At 60.8% G+C, this 16,349-nt stretch carries 14 protein-coding genes; 4 read left to right on the top strand and 10 right to left on the bottom strand.

Annotation, left to right across the window (positions count from 1 at the left end):
- Positions 1–60 precede the first annotated feature (60 nt).
- Positions 61–1,119, top strand: coding sequence for a Rieske 2Fe-2S domain-containing protein (locus tag NQL71_RS21480; RefSeq protein ID WP_046815194.1), 1,059 nt, complete (start codon positions 61–63; stop codon positions 1,117–1,119).
- Between the two features lie 76 nt (positions 1,120–1,195).
- Positions 1,196–2,146: a PDR/VanB family oxidoreductase gene (locus NQL71_RS21475; RefSeq protein ID WP_077182661.1), complete on the top strand. Its 951-nt coding sequence runs from the start codon at positions 1,196–1,198 to the stop codon at positions 2,144–2,146.
- Between the two features lie 8 nt (positions 2,147–2,154).
- Here the strand turns inward: NQL71_RS21475 and NQL71_RS21470 are convergent, their stop codons facing one another.
- The 9 genes from NQL71_RS21470 to NQL71_RS21430 form a co-directional block, all read right to left on the bottom strand.
- Positions 2,155–2,868, bottom strand: coding sequence for a GntR family transcriptional regulator (locus NQL71_RS21470; protein WP_046815196.1), 714 nt, complete (start codon positions 2,866–2,868; stop codon positions 2,155–2,157).
- An 83-nt stretch (positions 2,869–2,951) separates the two neighbouring features.
- Positions 2,952–4,142 (bottom strand): OprD family porin, encoded by a 1,191-nt coding sequence (locus tag NQL71_RS21465; RefSeq protein ID WP_248686964.1) that lies wholly within the window; start codon positions 4,140–4,142, stop codon positions 2,952–2,954.
- 126 nt (positions 4,143–4,268) lie between these two features.
- The gene (locus NQL71_RS21460; protein WP_274643242.1) at positions 4,269–5,603 is read right to left on the bottom strand and encodes an MFS transporter; all 1,335 of its coding nucleotides are present in this window, start codon (positions 5,601–5,603) and stop codon (positions 4,269–4,271) included.
- 463 nt (positions 5,604–6,066) lie between these two features.
- On the bottom strand, positions 6,067–6,249 hold the full coding sequence (locus NQL71_RS21455; RefSeq protein WP_046815199.1) for a DUF1289 domain-containing protein: 183 nt from the start codon (positions 6,247–6,249) through the stop codon (positions 6,067–6,069).
- 2 nt (positions 6,250–6,251) lie between these two features.
- Positions 6,252–6,623: a hypothetical protein gene (locus NQL71_RS21450; protein ID WP_046815200.1), complete on the bottom strand. Its 372-nt coding sequence runs from the start codon at positions 6,621–6,623 to the stop codon at positions 6,252–6,254.
- The gene (gene dmeF / locus NQL71_RS21445; RefSeq protein ID WP_046815201.1) at positions 6,610–7,554 is read right to left on the bottom strand and encodes a CDF family Co(II)/Ni(II) efflux transporter DmeF; all 945 of its coding nucleotides are present in this window, start codon (positions 7,552–7,554) and stop codon (positions 6,610–6,612) included. The genes NQL71_RS21450 and dmeF overlap by 14 nt, the downstream gene beginning before the upstream one ends.
- 19 nt (positions 7,555–7,573) lie before the next feature.
- Positions 7,574–7,849 (bottom strand): metal/formaldehyde-sensitive transcriptional repressor, encoded by a 276-nt coding sequence (locus tag NQL71_RS21440; RefSeq protein WP_046815202.1) that lies wholly within the window; start codon positions 7,847–7,849, stop codon positions 7,574–7,576.
- Between the two features lie 176 nt (positions 7,850–8,025).
- Positions 8,026–8,412, bottom strand: a complete 387-nt coding sequence (locus NQL71_RS21435; protein ID WP_046815203.1) for a cupin domain-containing protein — start codon at positions 8,410–8,412, stop codon at positions 8,026–8,028.
- A 72-nt stretch (positions 8,413–8,484) separates the two neighbouring features.
- On the bottom strand, positions 8,485–9,309 hold the full coding sequence (locus NQL71_RS21430) for an AraC family transcriptional regulator (RefSeq protein ID WP_046815204.1): 825 nt from the start codon (positions 9,307–9,309) through the stop codon (positions 8,485–8,487).
- A 257-nt stretch (positions 9,310–9,566) separates the two neighbouring features.
- Here NQL71_RS21430 and NQL71_RS21425 point away from each other — a divergent pair, with 257 nt between their 5' ends.
- Together NQL71_RS21425 and NQL71_RS21420 are read left to right on the top strand one after the other, a co-directional pair.
- Positions 9,567–11,069: a sensor domain-containing diguanylate cyclase gene (locus tag NQL71_RS21425; RefSeq protein ID WP_274643241.1), complete on the top strand. Its 1,503-nt coding sequence runs from the start codon at positions 9,567–9,569 to the stop codon at positions 11,067–11,069.
- Positions 11,070–11,373: 304 nt separating this feature from the next.
- Positions 11,374–12,237, top strand: coding sequence for an MBL fold metallo-hydrolase (locus tag NQL71_RS21420; RefSeq protein WP_274643240.1), 864 nt, complete (start codon positions 11,374–11,376; stop codon positions 12,235–12,237).
- A 46-nt stretch (positions 12,238–12,283) separates the two neighbouring features.
- On the opposite strand, the gene NQL71_RS21415 is transcribed toward NQL71_RS21420, so the two are convergent.
- The gene (locus NQL71_RS21415; RefSeq protein ID WP_274643239.1) at positions 12,284–16,153 is read right to left on the bottom strand and encodes an autotransporter outer membrane beta-barrel domain-containing protein; all 3,870 of its coding nucleotides are present in this window, start codon (positions 16,151–16,153) and stop codon (positions 12,284–12,286) included.
- Positions 16,154–16,349: the final 196 nt, after the last annotated feature.

The following is a 16,349-nucleotide window of genomic DNA, read 5'->3' as shown; positions in this document are numbered from 1 at the left end:
GGATATCAGGTTTATCCGATCAAATGGATCCATAAAAACAAGCCTGTCCCGGAGAACCCTATGTATCCGAAAAACACCTGGTATGTCGCCTGCACCCCTGACGAGATCGCTTCCAAGCCTTTGGGGCGGCAGATATGCGGTGAGAAAATCGTTTTCTATCGTGGCCATGAAGGGCGCGTTGCCGCCGTCGAGGATTTTTGCCCGCACCGCGGTGCCCCGCTTTCGCTGGGTTATGTCGAGAACGGCAACCTGGTCTGTGGCTACCACGGACTGGTCATGGGCTGTGACGGCAAGACCGTCGAAATGCCGGGGCAGCGCGTACGGGGTTTTCCGTGCAACAAGACCTACGCCGTTGAAGAGCGTTACGGGTTCATCTGGGTCTGGCCCGGCGAGCAGGACAAGGCTGACCCTGCACTGATCCATCATCTGGAGTGGGCGGTCAGCGACGAGTGGGCCTACGGCGGCGGGCTGTTCCACATCAATTGCGACTATCGGTTGATGATCGATAACCTGATGGACCTGACCCACGAAACCTATGTGCACGCCTCGAGCATCGGCCAGAAGGAGATCGATGAAGCGGCGCCGGTCACCACCGTCGAGGGTGACGAGGTGGTCACCGCGCGGCACATGGAAAACATCATGGCGCCGCCGTTCTGGCGCATGGCCCTGCGCGGCAACAACCTGGCCGACGACGTGCCGGTAGACCGTTGGCAGATCTGCCGTTTTACCCCGCCCAGCCACGTATTGATCGAGGTGGGCGTGGCCCATGCCGGCAAGGGCGGGTATCACGCCGAGCCGCAACACAAGGCCGCGAGCATCGTGGTCGACTTCATTACCCCGCAAACCGAGACGTCGATCTGGTACTTCTGGGGCATGGCACGCAATTTCAATCCCCACGACGAAGAACTGACCGCCAGCATCCGCGAGGGCCAGGGCAAGATTTTCAGCGAAGACCTCGACATGCTCGAACAACAGCAGAAGAACCTGCTGGCCAATCCCCAGCGCAACCTGCTCAAGCTCAATATCGACGCCGGTGGTGTGCAGTCCCGTCGCGTGCTGGAGCGAATCATCGCCCGTGAGCGCGCGCCGGCTGCCGAGCTGATCGCCACGGCCAACTAGCCCTGGGGCGCTAAACCAGTCCTCTTCTATTGATCTTGTTCACGGCCACTTCGGTGGCCAGTCCTGAAGGTGCGCCATGATTGAAGTCGTCGTGACATCCCGCAACAACGAAGCGCTGGATATCTGCAGCTACGAGCTGGCCTGTGCACAAGGCGGGCAACTGCCCGGCTTCAGTGCCGGGGCCCATATCGACGTGCACCTGCCTGGCGGATTGATCCGCCAGTACTCGCTGTGCAATCACCCGCAAGAGCGTCATCGCTACCTGATCGGCGTGCTCAAGGACTCCGCCTCACGCGGTGGATCCCAAGGCCTGCATGAGCAGGTCAACAGCGGTGATCGGCTGTTCATCAGCGAACCGCGCAACCTGTTCCCGCTGGTAGCCGAGGGGCGGCGCAGCCTGTTGTTCGCTGGCGGCATCGGCATCACCCCGATCCTGTGCATGGCCGAGCAACTGGCCCACAGCGGTGCCGATTTCGAGCTGCATTACTGTGCCCGCTCCAGTGACCGCGCGGCGTTCGTCGAGCGACTCAAAGGGGCCTCCTTTGCCGATCGCGTGCACCTGCACTTTGATGAAGAGGCCGATTCGCGCCTGGATGCCGCCAGGGTCCTGGCCCATCCGCAGCCTGATGTGCACCTGTATGTCTGCGGTCCTTCGGGGTTCATGCAGCATGTGCTCGACAGTGCCAAGGCCCAGGGCTGGAGCGATGGCCAGTTACACCGTGAGTACTTCGCCGCAGCGCCGGTGGATACCAGTGCTGATGGATCGTTCCAGGTCAAGCTGGGCAGCAGCGGGCAGGTGTTCGACGTTCCGGCCGACAAGACGGTGGTCCAGGTGCTGGAAAGCCACGGTGTCGAGATTGCGCTTTCCTGCGAGCAGGGCATCTGCGGCACCTGCCTGACCCGTGTGCTGGAAGGGGTGCCGGATCACCGTGACCTGTTCCTCACCGAAGAAGAGCAAGCGGCCAATGATCAGTTCACGCCTTGCTGCTCGAGGGCCAAGACCAGGCTGTTGGTGCTGGACCTCTAACCCGCCGATCACTCGCCGCGGGCGATCACTTTCATCCGGTCGCTGTTGCTGATCGCACCAAAGACCTCGGCGTAACGCAGTGTGGCATTGGCGTGCTCACGCATGATGGCTTCAGCGCGTGCGCCCTGGCGGCTGACCAGCGCGTCGTAGACCGAGTGGTGTTGCATGTGCGCGAAGTTGAAGCGCCGATATTCGCGCGCCATGTCCTGGCGATCGATCGCCAGCGCTGACACTGAAGCGAAGGGGCGATGGTCGTTGCGCGCCAAGGCTTCGGCAATCGCCGGGTTGGCGCTGCTCTCGACGATTACCTGATGAAAGCGCATGTTGAGGTCGTGGAACGCCTCGAGGTCTTCTTCTGTCACGTAGCCTTTGTCGAACAGTGCATCGCCTTGCACCAGGCATTCGCGCAGCGCCGCCTGCGCTTGTTCACTCAAGCCGCGTTCGGCGCTCTGCCGCGCCGCCAGACCCTCCAGTACCCCGCGTACCTCCACGGCGCCGGCGATATCGTCTGCACTCACCGAGCGCACCTGATAACCCCGCCCGCCATGGCGTACCAGCAAGCCTTCCTGCTCCAGCGTGACGAAGGCCATGCGCACCGGCATGCGCGAGACGCCGAAGCGTTCCGCCGTCGGGATTTCCATCAGCCGTTCGCCGGCCGCCAGTTCGCCCGAAGCGATCATCTTGCGCAGTGCGACCAGCACCATTTGACCCGGTTTGCTCATGCAGGCGACTTCCAGAGGTAGGTTCGCCATAGTAGCGCAAGGAGGGGAGAGATACAGGGGCGACACGCGCCCCTGGCGGGGGATCAGAGCGACAGGGGGTAGCTGACGATCACGCGGGTCTGATCGAAGTCGCTGTTGAAACTGCGACGGTTGGTGGCGTTGTTGACCCGCAGGCTGAGGTTTTTCAGCGGGCCGCTTTGCAAGGTGTAGCTGACCTCGGTGTCACGTTCCCACTCCTTGCCATTGCTGCCGGCCTTGGTGGTGGCGTTCTCGCCGTGACCGTAGCGGGTCATCAGCAGCAGGCCGGGAATGCCGACGGCGACGAAGTTGTAGTCATAACGCGCCTGCCAGGAACGCTCGTCGGCGTTGCTGAAGTTGCCGTTGAACATGTCGTTACCCAGGGTCCGTCCACTGCTGCCGTACACGGACATCCAGCCGGTATCGCCGCTGACCTTCTGCAGCCCCAGGTACAGGGTGTGGCCACCCAGGTTGGCCGAGAACAGCCCATAGGCGGTATGGCTCTGCACGTTGCCGATCAGGGCGCTGCCGTCATCCTTGTCGATGAAATACCCCAGGTTCGCGCCGAGGGTCCAGTCACCGAATTTCTGTTTGTGCAGCAGGTTCAGATAGCTTTGCTGGTAGATGTCTTCTAGTTGCGAGTACCAGGCACCGATCTGGGTCTGTTGTTCGTTGAAGCGGTATTCGGCGCCCGCATAGTTGAAGCCGTCCGACTTGACGGTGGGCGCAGCCCACGCCGAGAGGTCTTGCATGTCCGAGGAGTTGCGCAGGCTCACGGCGTTGTATTGACCGGCCTGCAGGCTCAGGCCGGGGAGTTCCCGGGACACCAGCATGGCGCCCTGGAAGGTCTGCGGCAGCAGGCGGCCGTCGTCGTAGCGCAGCAGGGGAATGTCCGGCATCAGTTCGCCGAGCATCATTTCGGTGTCGGAAACGCGCATTTTCGCCGCCAGCCCCGCGCGCCCGTAATCGTCGGCGGCGCGGCCATCGTCGTGCACCGGCAGCAACTCCGAACCGCTGCGTTGCGGACCGCTGTCGAGCTTGATGCCCAGCATCGCGATGCCGTCGAGGCCAAAGCCGACAACCCCCGGGGTATAACCGGAACTGAACTTGAGGATCGCGCCCTGGGCCCATTCTTCGATCTTGCTCTTGCTGGCACCGGGATCGTTGAAGTCGCGATTGAAGTAGTAATTTCGCAGGGTCAGGCTGGTCTTGGAATCTTCAAGAAAACCGCTGCTTTGAGCTTGCACCGAAGGCATCAGGGCAAGCGCTATTGCACCGCCGAGCAGGGCCCGGGGAGGGAGAGGAAAGTAAGTCATTATTGTTGTTTTCCTGGAGGATGTTGTCAGTAGCGAGGGCAGGGCCTCGCTACTGCTTTGTAATGGTCAGGCCTGGCTGGGTTGGGCGGCCGGTTGCGCCGGTGCCTTGGGCCGCAGTTGCAGCAACACGGCGGCGGCAATCACGAAGACCACGGCAAACACCCCATACAGGTGCAGTGGCTGCCAACCGCTGTCGAGCAACAGGCCGGCGACGGTGGGCGACAGGATCGCGCCGATGCGCCCGATACCGATGCCCCAACCGACCCCCGTGGTGCGCACGGAAGCGTCGTAGACAATCGGCGACAGCGCATACAAGCCCGCCACGCAACCGTTGGCGAATAGTCCGATCAGCAGGCCCAGGCCCAGTGCCATGGATACCGATGAAGCGGAGCCGACAAACAGCACCAGCAGGCCCGCGGTAATCAGCATGAACAGCGACAGCACCCGGGTCAGCCGCCAGCGCGAGGCCAGGCCGCCAATCAGCGCGGCGCCGAAGATGCCACCGACGCTCAGCAGCACGCCGCCGCTGATGCCTTGCTGTGCCGACAGCCCTGCCGAGACCAGCAGCTTCGGCGTCCAGCTCATCACGAAGTAGAAGCCGAACATCACCAGGAAGAACAGCAGCCAGATCAACAGGGTGGTGCGCCGTGAATCCGGCGAGAGCAACTGCGCCAGGCGGCCACGACCTGAAGTTGGCGCCGAGAGGGCCACGGGCAGATCGCGCAATGCGGGCTGGCCGAGGCGGGCGGCCAGGCGATTGATGCGGACCAGGGCATTTGCGGGGCGACGGGCGATCAGGAAGTCCAGCGATTCAGGCAAATACAGCAGCACCAAAGGAATCACCGCCAGGGTCACGGCGCCCCCGAAGATGAACACCGAACGCCAGCCAAAGTGCGTCAGCAGCCACACCGACAACAGCCCGCCCAGGGTCGCGCCCAAGGCATAACCGGTGGATTGCAGGCTGACCGCCAGCCCGCGCCAGCGCTTGTTGGCATATTCACTGGCAATCACGTTGCTGCTGGCCAGGATTCCGCCGATCCCCAGGCCGGTCAACCCGCGCAGCAGCGCCAGTTGCAGCGGCGTCTGGCTGAGGGCCGACAACAGCATGCCGGCACCGGAAAGCAGCAGGCAAAACAGGATCAATGGCCGACGTCCATAACGATCCGCCCACGGCGCAATGAACAGCGAGCCTGCCGCCATGCCAAACAATCCGGCACTCAGCAGCAAACCGATCTGCGCGCCATTCAAGCCCCATTCGGCAGACACCGAGGAGGCCGTGAAAGCCATCACCAACACGTCGAAGCCATCGATCATGTTCAGGACAATACAGATGCCTATGGCCAGCCATTGGAAGTGCGCCATGGGGCGCTCATCTACCACGCTCTTCAGGTCGACACTCATGGCTGCCCCTCGAGACGAGGCTGGCTAAAGGTAAAGCGAGAAAGGCACACGAAGGTGGGTGCAAGCCGAAGCTCGAACCCGATTGAGAAGTCATTCATCCCGACACCCTTGTTATTTTTATGAGCGGGCAGGCGCTGTACCTGACACCGTACAGTGCCAGTCAATCAATTTATGGATCCATTGAGAAGTGGGTTGTGAGGGTTTTTTATCTTTGTATTTTTTATTTTTTGCTTTAATTCGTTATAAAACAAATAGTTATCGTGTTTTATAAAGTGTTCGATTATCGGTCACTTTCACATTTTTCGATGATTTTTTGATAAGGGATCCATTGATTCCTGATTTCCAACCCAGGCAGCTTGTCGGACTTGTACGTCATGGCGCTGGCAACGGACCCGGTACGCTGGCTGTGTTCAATGTGGCACCGGTGTTGTGCCTGTTGCATCGGGTTCGAAAACCATACAGTTCACCCGCGTGATTTCTTCAGCCCTTTCAAACGCGCTTTAGCCCTTTGCACCGCGGCCATTTTTTCCGGTCGCTTCATGCGTTTCCACTGCCTGATGTCGTCTTTGCTGCGCCCGCAGCTCACACACAGGTCGCCGCTCAACTGGCAAACCGAGATGCATGGGTTTTCGATTTCCTTGGCCATTGTCAATAACCCTTGGACACGCTGAATTGCGCCAGGCGCTTGTGCCAATCGCCACCCTGGGTGCGTTGGCACTCCTCCTCAGAGTCCAAGCGCACAGTGCGATCTGAGGGCACAAGATCGATGTCTGCCTCCTTCAGCGCGATGGCCGTCAGCTCAAGAATCCGCACTTTCGCGGTAGTCTCGGCGAGTTTCCTGTCGGCCAGCGTTTCGAACACCCAGGTCACTTTCAGCGTTTGGGCAAGCGCGTTCAAGTCAGCCGTATGGGTGAGCCAGGTAAAGCCCTTGATTTCAGATTTTGCTGTTTCGCAGGCGTCGGTCAGTGTCGCTATCAAGCGGCGCTCGATCCGTGCAAGTTCACGTTTACCCAAGGGCATGGCGAGCTCCTTCAGATCGAAACTCGACCGTCAAGTGGCTGACTTCGTGAACAGGCTTCAATCGTTCACGAATGCTCTCGGCGTCTGCTGTGGCCTGGCCAATGACACTGACGATCGCGGCATGCGCTTGTGGCCCAACCCGCCAGACATGCAGGTCAGTGATGGTGGCATCGCCAGGTCTCTCAACCAGCTCGCGGATTTCCTCTGCGACGAGCTCATCGGTTTGATCGAGCAATACGCTGGCGGTGACGCCCATCAAGCTCCATGCCCAGCGTGCGATGACAATGGCCCCCACGATGCCCATTACCGGATCCAGCCATACCCATCCGAGGTATCGGCCAGCGAGCAATGCCACAATGGCCAGGACAGACGTCAGCGCGTCCGCCACGACGTGGAAGTAGGCTGATTTGAGGTTGTTGTCGTTCCCGTGATGTCCGTGGCCATGATGGTCATGGTCATGGTCATGGTCATGGCTGTGACCGTGGCCAAGCAGAAGCGCGCTCACGATGTTGACGATCAGGCCGACAATCGCAATGAGCGTCGCCGTGCCGAATTGAACCTCAGTCGGCTGCAAGAGCCGCATGACCGACTCTATTCCGACCGCCAGGGACACCACGCCGAGAATCAGCGCCGATGCGAACCCGCCCAGGTCCCCAACCTTTCCGGTACCGAAGCTGTAACGCTTGTTCGAGGCGTGGCGCTTTGCGTAGCCGTAAGCCGCCACCGCGATACCCAACGCACCGGCATGGGTCGCCATGTGGAAGCCATCGGCGAGCAACGCCATCGAGCCCGTGATGTAGCCGGCGGTAATTTCACCCACCATCATCACCAGGGTAAGCGCCACGACCCAGAGGGTGCGCTTGGCATTCTCATCGTGGGAGGCGCCAAGAAATACGTGGTCGTGTACGTGATTGAGGCTGGAGTTGTTCATGAAGCTGTACCTGTCGACTTCATTTTGAGTAGCGGCGAATGGCTTCAAGCAGCTCTTCGACACCCTGGTTGCGTTCCGCTTCGCTGAGCGCAGGGTTCGCTACATGCTCGCGGGCGTGATCCTCGATGATTTCCTCCATCAATCCGTTGATAGCGCCGCGTGTGGCAGCGACCAGATGCAATGTTTTCGCGCAGTCGAGATCCGATTCCAATGCGCGCTCAACGGCCTGGATTTGTCCGGCGATGCGTTTGACGCGCTTGAGGAGATCGTCTTTGTTGGCAGCAATATGACCCACGGTATACCCCCTTTACCTGTTCAGATTTAAGTATAGGTATACCCCCTATACCTATGCAAACTCCGTGAGTGCAGAGGCGGGCTTTTCGACCCTTTGTCGCCTCTCGGGTCAGCCCGCCTTTTAGGGGCTCTACTTTCAGTCAGGCCTGCAGTGGCACCCCGGCAGGTGCCGTCGACTCAAATCCAGACGTCGTTCAACGCCGTCCGCTCGCCACCTTCGTGACCGGTATTCAGAACCCCTCGCGGCTCGATCATCATGATTTTCGTTTCTCCGTGCGCTGCTGTCCTGTGTTCCACTCCACGCGGCACGACATACAGTTCACCCGGGTGTACATGAACGCAGCCCTGCGCCAGATCGATGCGCAAAATGCCTTCGAGCACAAGGAATGCTTCATCAGTCTCCGGGTGCGAGTGCCAGACGAACTCACCTTCGATTCGCACCACCTTGAATTGGTAGTCGTTCATTTCTGCGACGACCCTTGGGCTCCACTGTTGCTCGATCAGTGAAGCCTTTTGGGCCAGGTTCACGGGGTGTGGTGCGCGTTGCTGATTGAAGTCGGACATGACTGATCCTCTGTAGTTGAAGTGGTCAGCCTATCCAACGAAAAGCCTGCAGCTCTTGTACGATCCTGCAAGTCAGCAGGCAGGACGCAAGCGTTCAAGCCAGCGCAAAGGCGACACGCCGTAGCTGCGAGTAAAGTGCCGGGTCATGTGGCTCTGATCGTGAAAGCCTGCGGCCAGGGCGGCATCGACCAGCGTGAAGCCATCGAGGATCAGCCGACGAAAACTGTCCAGGCGCCGAAGCGTGACAAAGCGGTAGGGACTGGTGCCGTAAAGTGCCCGGAAGTCCCGTGACAGACTCCATTGTTCACGCCCACTGGCCTTTTCCAGCATCTCCAAGGTAATGCCCTGGTGAAGGTGCTCCATGATGAACGCCCTCGCGCGCTCGGCCGAGCGGTAATCAAGGCGTTTGCGGCCGCATGGTTTGCCACCGACCGCACGCAATGCCATTGCCAGGTCGTACAGGGCGTCCTGCTCCTCAAGACTTTCCAGAGGATGATCCAGTGCCTGCACGAAGGCTTCACTGGCGCGGTACAGGCGCAGGTCGGATGACAGTCCGCCAGCAATGAAGGGCAACGGCTCACCGCCGAGAATGTTTTGAATAAGCGCCGGATCGATGTAGGCCATGCGGTAGCGGAAACCCGCATCAGTACCCGCCATGCCGTCATGGATTTCGTCAGGGTGCAGCACAAGTGTGTTGCCCGGCACGCCGTGGCACAGCGCGCCCTTGTAGTGAAAACTCTGCACGCCAGCGAGGGTGCGGCCGATCGAGTAGGTATCGTGGCGATGTGGGTCGTAGCCATGGCTGCCGAACCACGCTTCGATGCGTTCCACGCTGCCAGGTTGAGCGCTACGTATGACCCAATCTGAGGTGGCTGGCCGACCTGCTGTTCCTTTCATGATCAGATTTTTCCGCGGGTGCCATCTTGTAGGGTATACGGCATCTAACGTGCGCAACTATACCGCTGCCTCGGTTCAATTGTCCTTTGAGCGTTCGTTACGGGTCGAAATCAGCTCCGGTAAGCAGCGCCTCATCATTCAGTTGCTGCAGCGTTTCACCTCTACTTGTATCCTTGTTCAAGGACGAATGGCTGCCGCTATGGGCCTGGCCCGATAGTCGCTGGAACGGAAAAGCGGACTTTCCATAAGGTAGTAATGTGAAGCGTGATACCCATCTTGTTGTGCTGTTGCTGCTGGTTATCGGTTGTTCCCTGGCGTCACTGACTGTCTGGAAGGTAGTGGCCTCTCGAGAACAGGCGTTGCAGGACGTGGATGTCCATGGCTTGAACCTCACCCAGGCGCTCGCGACTTACTCCGAAGGCATTGTCCGGCAAAGCTCGCTGCTGTTGCTCGGGCTTGTCGAACGCCTGGAAACCGAAGGCAGCGGCCCTGCGCAGATTGAGCGGCTCAGTGCGTTGGTCGACCGGCAGGTGCCGCTGATGCCACAGCTCAGTGGCATCACGATCTACGATAATCAGGGCCGCTGGTTGATGTCTTCCAACCGGCCGATTCCAGTCGGGGCGAACAGCACTGATCGTGACTATTTCATTCATCACCGCGACGACCCCTCCCGCGAGATCTTTATCGGCCCGCCCATCCAGAGCCGTTCCAATCACGAATGGGTGATCACCGTCAGCCGTCGTTTCAATGGTCCTGGCGGCGAGTTTGCCGGCGTCGTGGCGGTCACCTTGGGGGTTGAAAACTTCCTGCGCCTGTTTGGCAAGATCGACGTCGGGCAGGAGGGCGCTATCGGCTTGTCCTATACCGACGGTACGTTGCTGGTTCGTTATCCTTTTCGCGAGCAGGACATGGGGCGCAATTTTTCCAGGTCGCCCATCTTCGCCAAGTACCTCGTCGATCGATCAGTCGGCACCGCGTCGTTTGCCTCCAGCCTGGACGGCGTGGAGCGGCTTTACGCCTTCCGCAAGAGTGAGCTGCTGCCGCTGGTCACGACCGTGGCACTCGGCAAGCACGAAGCCCTCGCCGCGTGGCGAACCGAGGCGTTGCTGTCCGCGGTGGTGGTGACGGGGCTGCTGGGACTGACCGGTCTCATCGGTTGGTTCCTGATCCTGGATATCCGTCGGCGTACCCAGGCCGAAGATCGGTTGCGTGGGGCCCAGCAGCAGTTGCTCTCATCGAATCGGCAACTCGAGCTGCTTGCCATGAAAGATGCCCTTACCGGTTTGGCCAATCGGCGCTGCTTCGATGAGAGCCTTGCCATGGAAGCCCGGCGAGCACAGCGTGAGGGAACGTCGCTGGCTTTGCTGATGATTGATATCGACTACTTCAAGCGCTTCAACGACTCGCTCGGGCATGTGGCTGGCGACGCCTGCCTGCAGACGGTGGGTCGGATTTTCGAGGCGTGCGTGCGGCGGCCGTCAGACCTGGTGGCACGTTATGGCGGAGAGGAAATCGGCATCATATTGCCAGACACCGACGGTGACGGTGCCGCGGTGGTGGCGCAGCGTATCCTCGATCGTTTGCAACAGGAGAATATACCGCACCACTCCAGCCCGTTCGGACGGCTGACGGTGAGCATCGGCATTGCTGCAACCACGGGGTCCCAGCTGGACCCTCTGCAAGCCTTGGTCAAGGTGGCAGACCAGGCGCTGTACAACGCCAAGGCGTTGGGGCGTAACCAGTTTGTGCGGGGTGGGTGAAAAAAGTAGGAACAGAAAATTTTCGATAGAGGAGGGTGACCGCCCACTCCATCAAGGCATTTCTGCTCCTACGAAGCTTGTGAAACGAGAGTCAGGCTTGATGATGGACAACCAGGGCGCCCGGCGAAACCACCTGTAATGGGTAGGGGTGGGCAGAAGTCAGCATTGTCGCCCGCAAGCGTGGATGAGCCGGCCCACCCCACGCGGGTGGGTCGGTGTCGGGTGGCCATGGCGTAACCTGCAACCCTGATTAGAGGCCTCGTGCGCAGTGTGCGGGGCTGTCAGGAGCAAGGGGTTGAGCGTCGTGAGTCGTAGCATTTCCACTCTGGCAGGCACCTGTCGCAAACTGGACGGCGGCGTTCTGTTCGGCCATACACCGCGGCAGAAATGGTCGCAATGGATGACGCCAGACCTGGACAACCGGGTCGACCTTGCGTCACGTGCATTGCTGGTGCAGCAGGAGGGGAAAAACATCCTCGTGCTGGCTGGTGCCGATGCATTGCTGGCGCCGATACCGCGTGCCTGCCGCTGCCAGCCATCCGTTTCAGGGTTGCTGGAAAGCCTGGCGCAGCATGGCCTGGGCGAGGACGATATCGATGCGGTGGTGCTGACCCACCTGCATGCACCCCTGTCCGAAGAGCTGCTTGAGCGGGTCAGGGAAGGGGAGATGCCACGGCTGCTGTTTCGCAAGGCGCATTACCTGGTGGGCGAACGTCACTGGGTGCGTGCACGCCAACCCCACCCACGTGATCGGGAGTTGTTCATCTCGCCGCTTTTGCATCGCCTGGAAAACAGCGGGCGGCTGATCCTGATCGATGGCCATAGCTGCGACCGCCTCGGTCACGGCTGGCATTTTCATTTCAGCGACGGCTACACACCGGGGCAACTGTTGCCGGAAATCCTGCTGCCGGGCGGGCCTGTGGTGTTTGTCGGCGAACTGATCCCGGGAACGCACTGGCTGAGCCTGAACGTCAACAGCGCTTATGATCGCTACCCGGAATGCGTGGTCGGCGACAAGGAGCGCTTGCTCGATCATCTGGTGGCTACACGGGGTCGCCTGATCTTTTCCCAGGACCCGGACGTTGCCATGGTCAAAGTCATGCGTGACCGCCAGTCACGCTACATACCGTTCGATCCCTACACCTCGTTGAGTCGATTCGACAGCTGAGAGCGCCGTTTCACATAGGGCGCAACGGCGTTCAGTGCGCAAGATTTCAAAAGTTGATCTTGAATCCGAGCATCGCGTCATATCCATGGCTGTCCCCATCGAACCCCTGGCGATAACCTGCCGAGGCCGTGATCGTGGTGCGCCGGTTGGCCTGGTAATCCACCCCCAGATTCACCTCGCCCCAGGTGCCCTGGATGTCGGCTTCGAACGGGACGTAACCTGATTCAGAGGAAAACTCGGTCTTCGGTTGGCCCTTGAACTCATGCCAGACACTGGGGCGAACCCATGCGTTGGTGCGCCGTTCGCTCTTGTCGACGCCCTCGGTGTCCCAGTCCTTGGCGATGCGCACGCCGAGCCGGCCGATCAGCGAATCCACGTCCTTGAAACGAATGTTGGCGCCGACGTCGTCGCTGCTGTCCAGATCGACGTAGCTGTAGATGGCCTGCAACTGCGGTTCGACGTACCAGTCTTTGTCGAACTCGTAGGGGTAGCCGTTTTCCAGCGAGGCGGTGTAGCCCCAACCGCGGGTTTTCAACTTGGCCAGGTCGTTGGGCTTGGCCTCGATGTCGAAGCGGTTGACCTGCAGCACGCCGTCCAGATACCAGCCGGACGGGCCGAAGTGCGTCCAGTACGCGCCCACGCCATAGGCACGCAAAGTGTCTTCACCGGCGGGACGGCGGGTGTAGTGGCTGACGCCTGCGTCGATGGTGCCCGCCGACAGCGACACACCGGCCTGTTCATGACTGCCATCGGTCCTGACTTTACGGTAGAGGTCGGTGCCGACCTGAAAGGCGGTCAGGTCGTAGTTGTACTCGGGGGTGTTGCCCAGGGCGTTCTTGCGATCGCCGTCCTGTTTGCCACTGCGATAGATCACCCTTCCCCAGCCCATGGACGGGGCCACAGTGGACTCATCTTCCTTGGGCAATGGATCGCCGGCGTTGAGACGCTCTTCGCCGACCCGCTCGTGCAAGGTATCGACCATCGTCCTGCCGTAGACCAGCGCCAGCGCCGGAACCGCGCCGTACAGCGAAACCTCCGGACGAAAATTCGGCACGTGATCGGGAACCGGAGCGGGATCAGGCGTTGGATCAGGGTCCGGCGTCGGATCGGGGGTCGGGTCTGGCGGAACAGGGGGGGCAGGAGGCGTGGGCGCATCCGAGCGCAGGAACCAGGTGTCCCTGGCGCTGCCATCCTCGGCACCCTGTTGCAGGCGATACTCATAGGGCCCCGCGACGGCCCGGCTGGCCAGGCGAAAGGCGTTGGGGTCACTTGCCCCATCGGTCTTGTTGAGCAATTCGACGACAGCGATGCCGTTGCCCTGGGTCAACTCGCCCTGTCCGCCGACATTGCTCACGGTAACCCGGGTGGCACCGCCACTACCGGTGCTGGTGGAGTCCACCACCAGCATGTCGGAACGGCTGTTGCTGCCGCCTGCGTTCAAGGTGGTGTTGAGCAGCAGACTGCCGCCATTGGAGACGAACGTCCCGCCGCCATCGGTACCGGCGGTGGTCGCGCCACTGATCAGCAGCACATTACCCACGGTGCTGGTGCCGGCCGCAAGGTCGAGCGTGCCGCTATGGGTGAAGCTGTTCACGCCGAGCAATTGGCCCTGTACCGCGCCACCCGGCGTCGGCGTATTGGCCGCCTGGCCCAAGGGCAGATAGGCACCGCTGGCATTGAAATTGACGATGCCTGTAGCGGGTTGCGCCGCCAGGCGAATGACGCCGCTGTTGTCGATACTGTTGTTGCCCGCCGACCCCAGGTTGCTGGTCGAAACGCCCCAGGTATCACGGGTGCCGCTGCCGGTGCTGTCGGCGAAATTGCGCAAGATCCAGGTGCCGTTGTTGGTCACGGTACTGGCGGCACTGACGGCATTGACCGAACCGGTCATCTGACCGGTGTTGTCGAGTATGAAGTTCGTCCCGGGCGTGGTTGCATCGGCACGCACCGCTGAATCGCTGAGCGCGCCGATCACGCCGGTGTTCGTCAACGTCTGGGTGGCACCGCCCAGGGTCACGCCGCCGCTGTCTGCCCATCCACCTTGAAGGGTTGCGCTGTTGCTGACGCTGACCGCTCCGCCTTCGGTCAACGCATCGATCGCCGACGACCCTGTGCCCTTCGTGGTTATTGCCCCGGTGTTGGTGACCGAGAGCGTGGCCGCGCCGGATGCTTGCGCCAGAATGCCCTGGCTGTCGCTGGCACCCAGCGTCTGAATCGGCCCGGTGTTGACGATAGTCTGCTGGCCACTGACGGACAACGTACGGATGCCACGCTGCTGATTGCCCCGAGCGATCAGTTCCCCACTGTTACTCACATTCAGGGTACCCACGCCAGTGCCCGAGTTGAACGCATTGCCCGCCAGAATCGCCGCGCCCTGGCCATTGACGTCAATCAGCGGCCCGGTGAACGCAACATTCGTATTTCCGCCCAGGGTCAGGGCCTGTATGCCAAAGGAGCCAATGCCACTGCCGTCGCCCGACCCGGCATCGGAATGCGTGATGATCGTGCCGCCAGCGTTGACGTCCACGGTGCCTGTGGGTGATTGGGTCGAGGCATAGATCCCGTTGGCATTGCTGTTGATCGTTTCGATACGGTCGCCGGAGTAGTCGACCCGGACATTGCCGCCCGTCGAGTCGACCCGGATGCCGCCCGCGCCAAAACCACTGGCGAAGATGTTGCCGGAATAATCGATAAGGACATTGTTGTTTTCGGCGCTGACGATGATGCCGTAGGCGCGCGTGGTGTTGAGCCCGCCGAGTACGGTGAGATTGCCGCTGCCGGTGATGGTCGCGTCACCGGTGCCGCGCTTGATCACGTAGATCGCCCGCGAGCCGGCTGTATTGGCCGTGTTGCCGACGTTGATAGCGGCGTTGTTTTCAATACTGATTGAGCCGGTGGCGCCAACGTTATCGTTGGCATAGATACCATGTCCGCCGCCCCCGGTGGTGGTGATCGCACCGGTGTTGACGATGTCGATGCTGCCAACGGTGGAAAAGGAGCGAATGCCGAAACCATTGACGCCATTGGCGCTGAGTGTCCCGCTGTTGCTCAACCGGGTATTGCCGGCGCCGCCTTCGGTGAACAGGCCGAAGGCGTTCATGCCGACGGCCTGGACAGTCGCCGCGTTCACCAGGGTGGTGTTGCCATTGACCGCGCGGGTGTGGACGCCGGCGTGGTTGCCGACGCCAGCGGTAGGCAAGGTGTCATCGGTGATGGGATCGCCGGCGGACAGCGCATCGTCGTTGTTGACCAGGATGCTGACCCCGGCACCCACACTGACGCTGGTTGCTCCGCTGCCGGTGGCCTTGGTCCAGATGCCGTTGCCGCCGAGCAGTGTTATCTGACCACTGCCGTCGTGGGTAACGTTGATCCCACCGCCGCCACTGGCATTCACATCGATCCCGTCATGTTCATTGCCAACCACGCTGTTGAGGATGTTCAGCGTGGTGCCCGAAGTGACGGAGAACGTCGACAGCCCGCTGCTGGCATTGGTGATGGCCATTGCGTCGAGTGCGCTGCCACCCACGTTGACCGTGTTGGTACCGCCATCGACGCTCAGGGACGCATTGCCGGTAGATCCGATTACGTTAGAGAACACCGCGTTTGCAGCCGTCGGTGGCGTGCTGTTGATCGTGGTGCCGCTGAGGGTGACGGTTGAGTTGGCGTTGTTGCCTCGACTGAGCACCGAGGATCCGGCAGTGGTGGTGATGGCCGTACCCGCTTGAGTACTGATCGAGGCGTCGACGCCGGCGGCAGGCGTACAGGTTTGCGATACATTGTAGGTGCCGACGGCAAGCGGCCCACAGGCGGCCTGGGCGTCCGCCAGCATCAGGGCATTGGCCATGGCGACCAGCAAGGCGCTACGTTTGAAATGGGGGGCAAACCCGACATGGAAATGGTTGCGAGCGCTTTTCATCAAAACCTCCCTGTTCAACCGCTTGCCGATGCCTGCCAGCCAATGGGCGATGGCATGGCGATTACCGCTATAAACCTTAGTTGGTAATTCGCAGATTGGGGAAAAAAGGGAGGAAACGAGGCCAGTTCACTCCTGCGCCTGCAGGAGCTGCCGCAGGCTGCGATCTTTTGCTCTTGCCTTTAAAGATCGCAACCTC

This window comes from Pseudomonas serbica (assembly GCF_028823535.1).
In the GTDB taxonomy this organism is placed as follows: domain Bacteria; phylum Pseudomonadota; class Gammaproteobacteria; order Pseudomonadales; family Pseudomonadaceae; genus Aquipseudomonas; species Aquipseudomonas serbica.
Note: the sequence above shows the minus strand (reverse complement) of the source record. Positions and strands in the feature narration are given on the sequence as shown.

Excerpts from the sequence above, each read along its gene's own strand:
- NQL71_RS21480 (WP_046815194.1), top strand. The coding sequence starts at position 61 with ATGTATCCGAAAAACACCTGGTATGTCGCCTGCACCCCTGACGAGATC.
- NQL71_RS21475 (WP_077182661.1), top strand. The coding sequence starts at position 1,196 with ATGATTGAAGTCGTCGTGACATCCCGCAACAACGAAGCGCTGGATATC.
- NQL71_RS21470 (WP_046815196.1), bottom strand. The coding sequence starts at position 2,868 with ATGAGCAAACCGGGTCAAATGGTGCTGGTCGCACTGCGCAAGATGATC.
- NQL71_RS21465 (WP_248686964.1), bottom strand. The coding sequence starts at position 4,142 with ATGCCTTCGGTGCAAGCTCAAAGCAGCGGTTTTCTTGAAGATTCCAAG.
- NQL71_RS21460 (WP_274643242.1), bottom strand. The coding sequence starts at position 5,603 with ATGAGTGTCGACCTGAAGAGCGTGGTAGATGAGCGCCCCATGGCGCAC.
- NQL71_RS21455 (WP_046815199.1), bottom strand. The coding sequence starts at position 6,249 with ATGGCCAAGGAAATCGAAAACCCATGCATCTCGGTTTGCCAGTTGAGC.
- NQL71_RS21450 (WP_046815200.1), bottom strand. The coding sequence starts at position 6,623 with ATGCCCTTGGGTAAACGTGAACTTGCACGGATCGAGCGCCGCTTGATA.
- dmeF (WP_046815201.1), bottom strand. The coding sequence starts at position 7,554 with ATGAACAACTCCAGCCTCAATCACGTACACGACCACGTATTTCTTGGC.
- NQL71_RS21435 (WP_046815203.1), bottom strand. The coding sequence starts at position 8,412 with ATGTCCGACTTCAATCAGCAACGCGCACCACACCCCGTGAACCTGGCC.
- NQL71_RS21430 (WP_046815204.1), bottom strand. The coding sequence starts at position 9,309 with ATGAAAGGAACAGCAGGTCGGCCAGCCACCTCAGATTGGGTCATACGT.
- NQL71_RS21415 (WP_274643239.1), bottom strand. The coding sequence starts at position 16,153 with ATGAAAAGCGCTCGCAACCATTTCCATGTCGGGTTTGCCCCCCATTTC.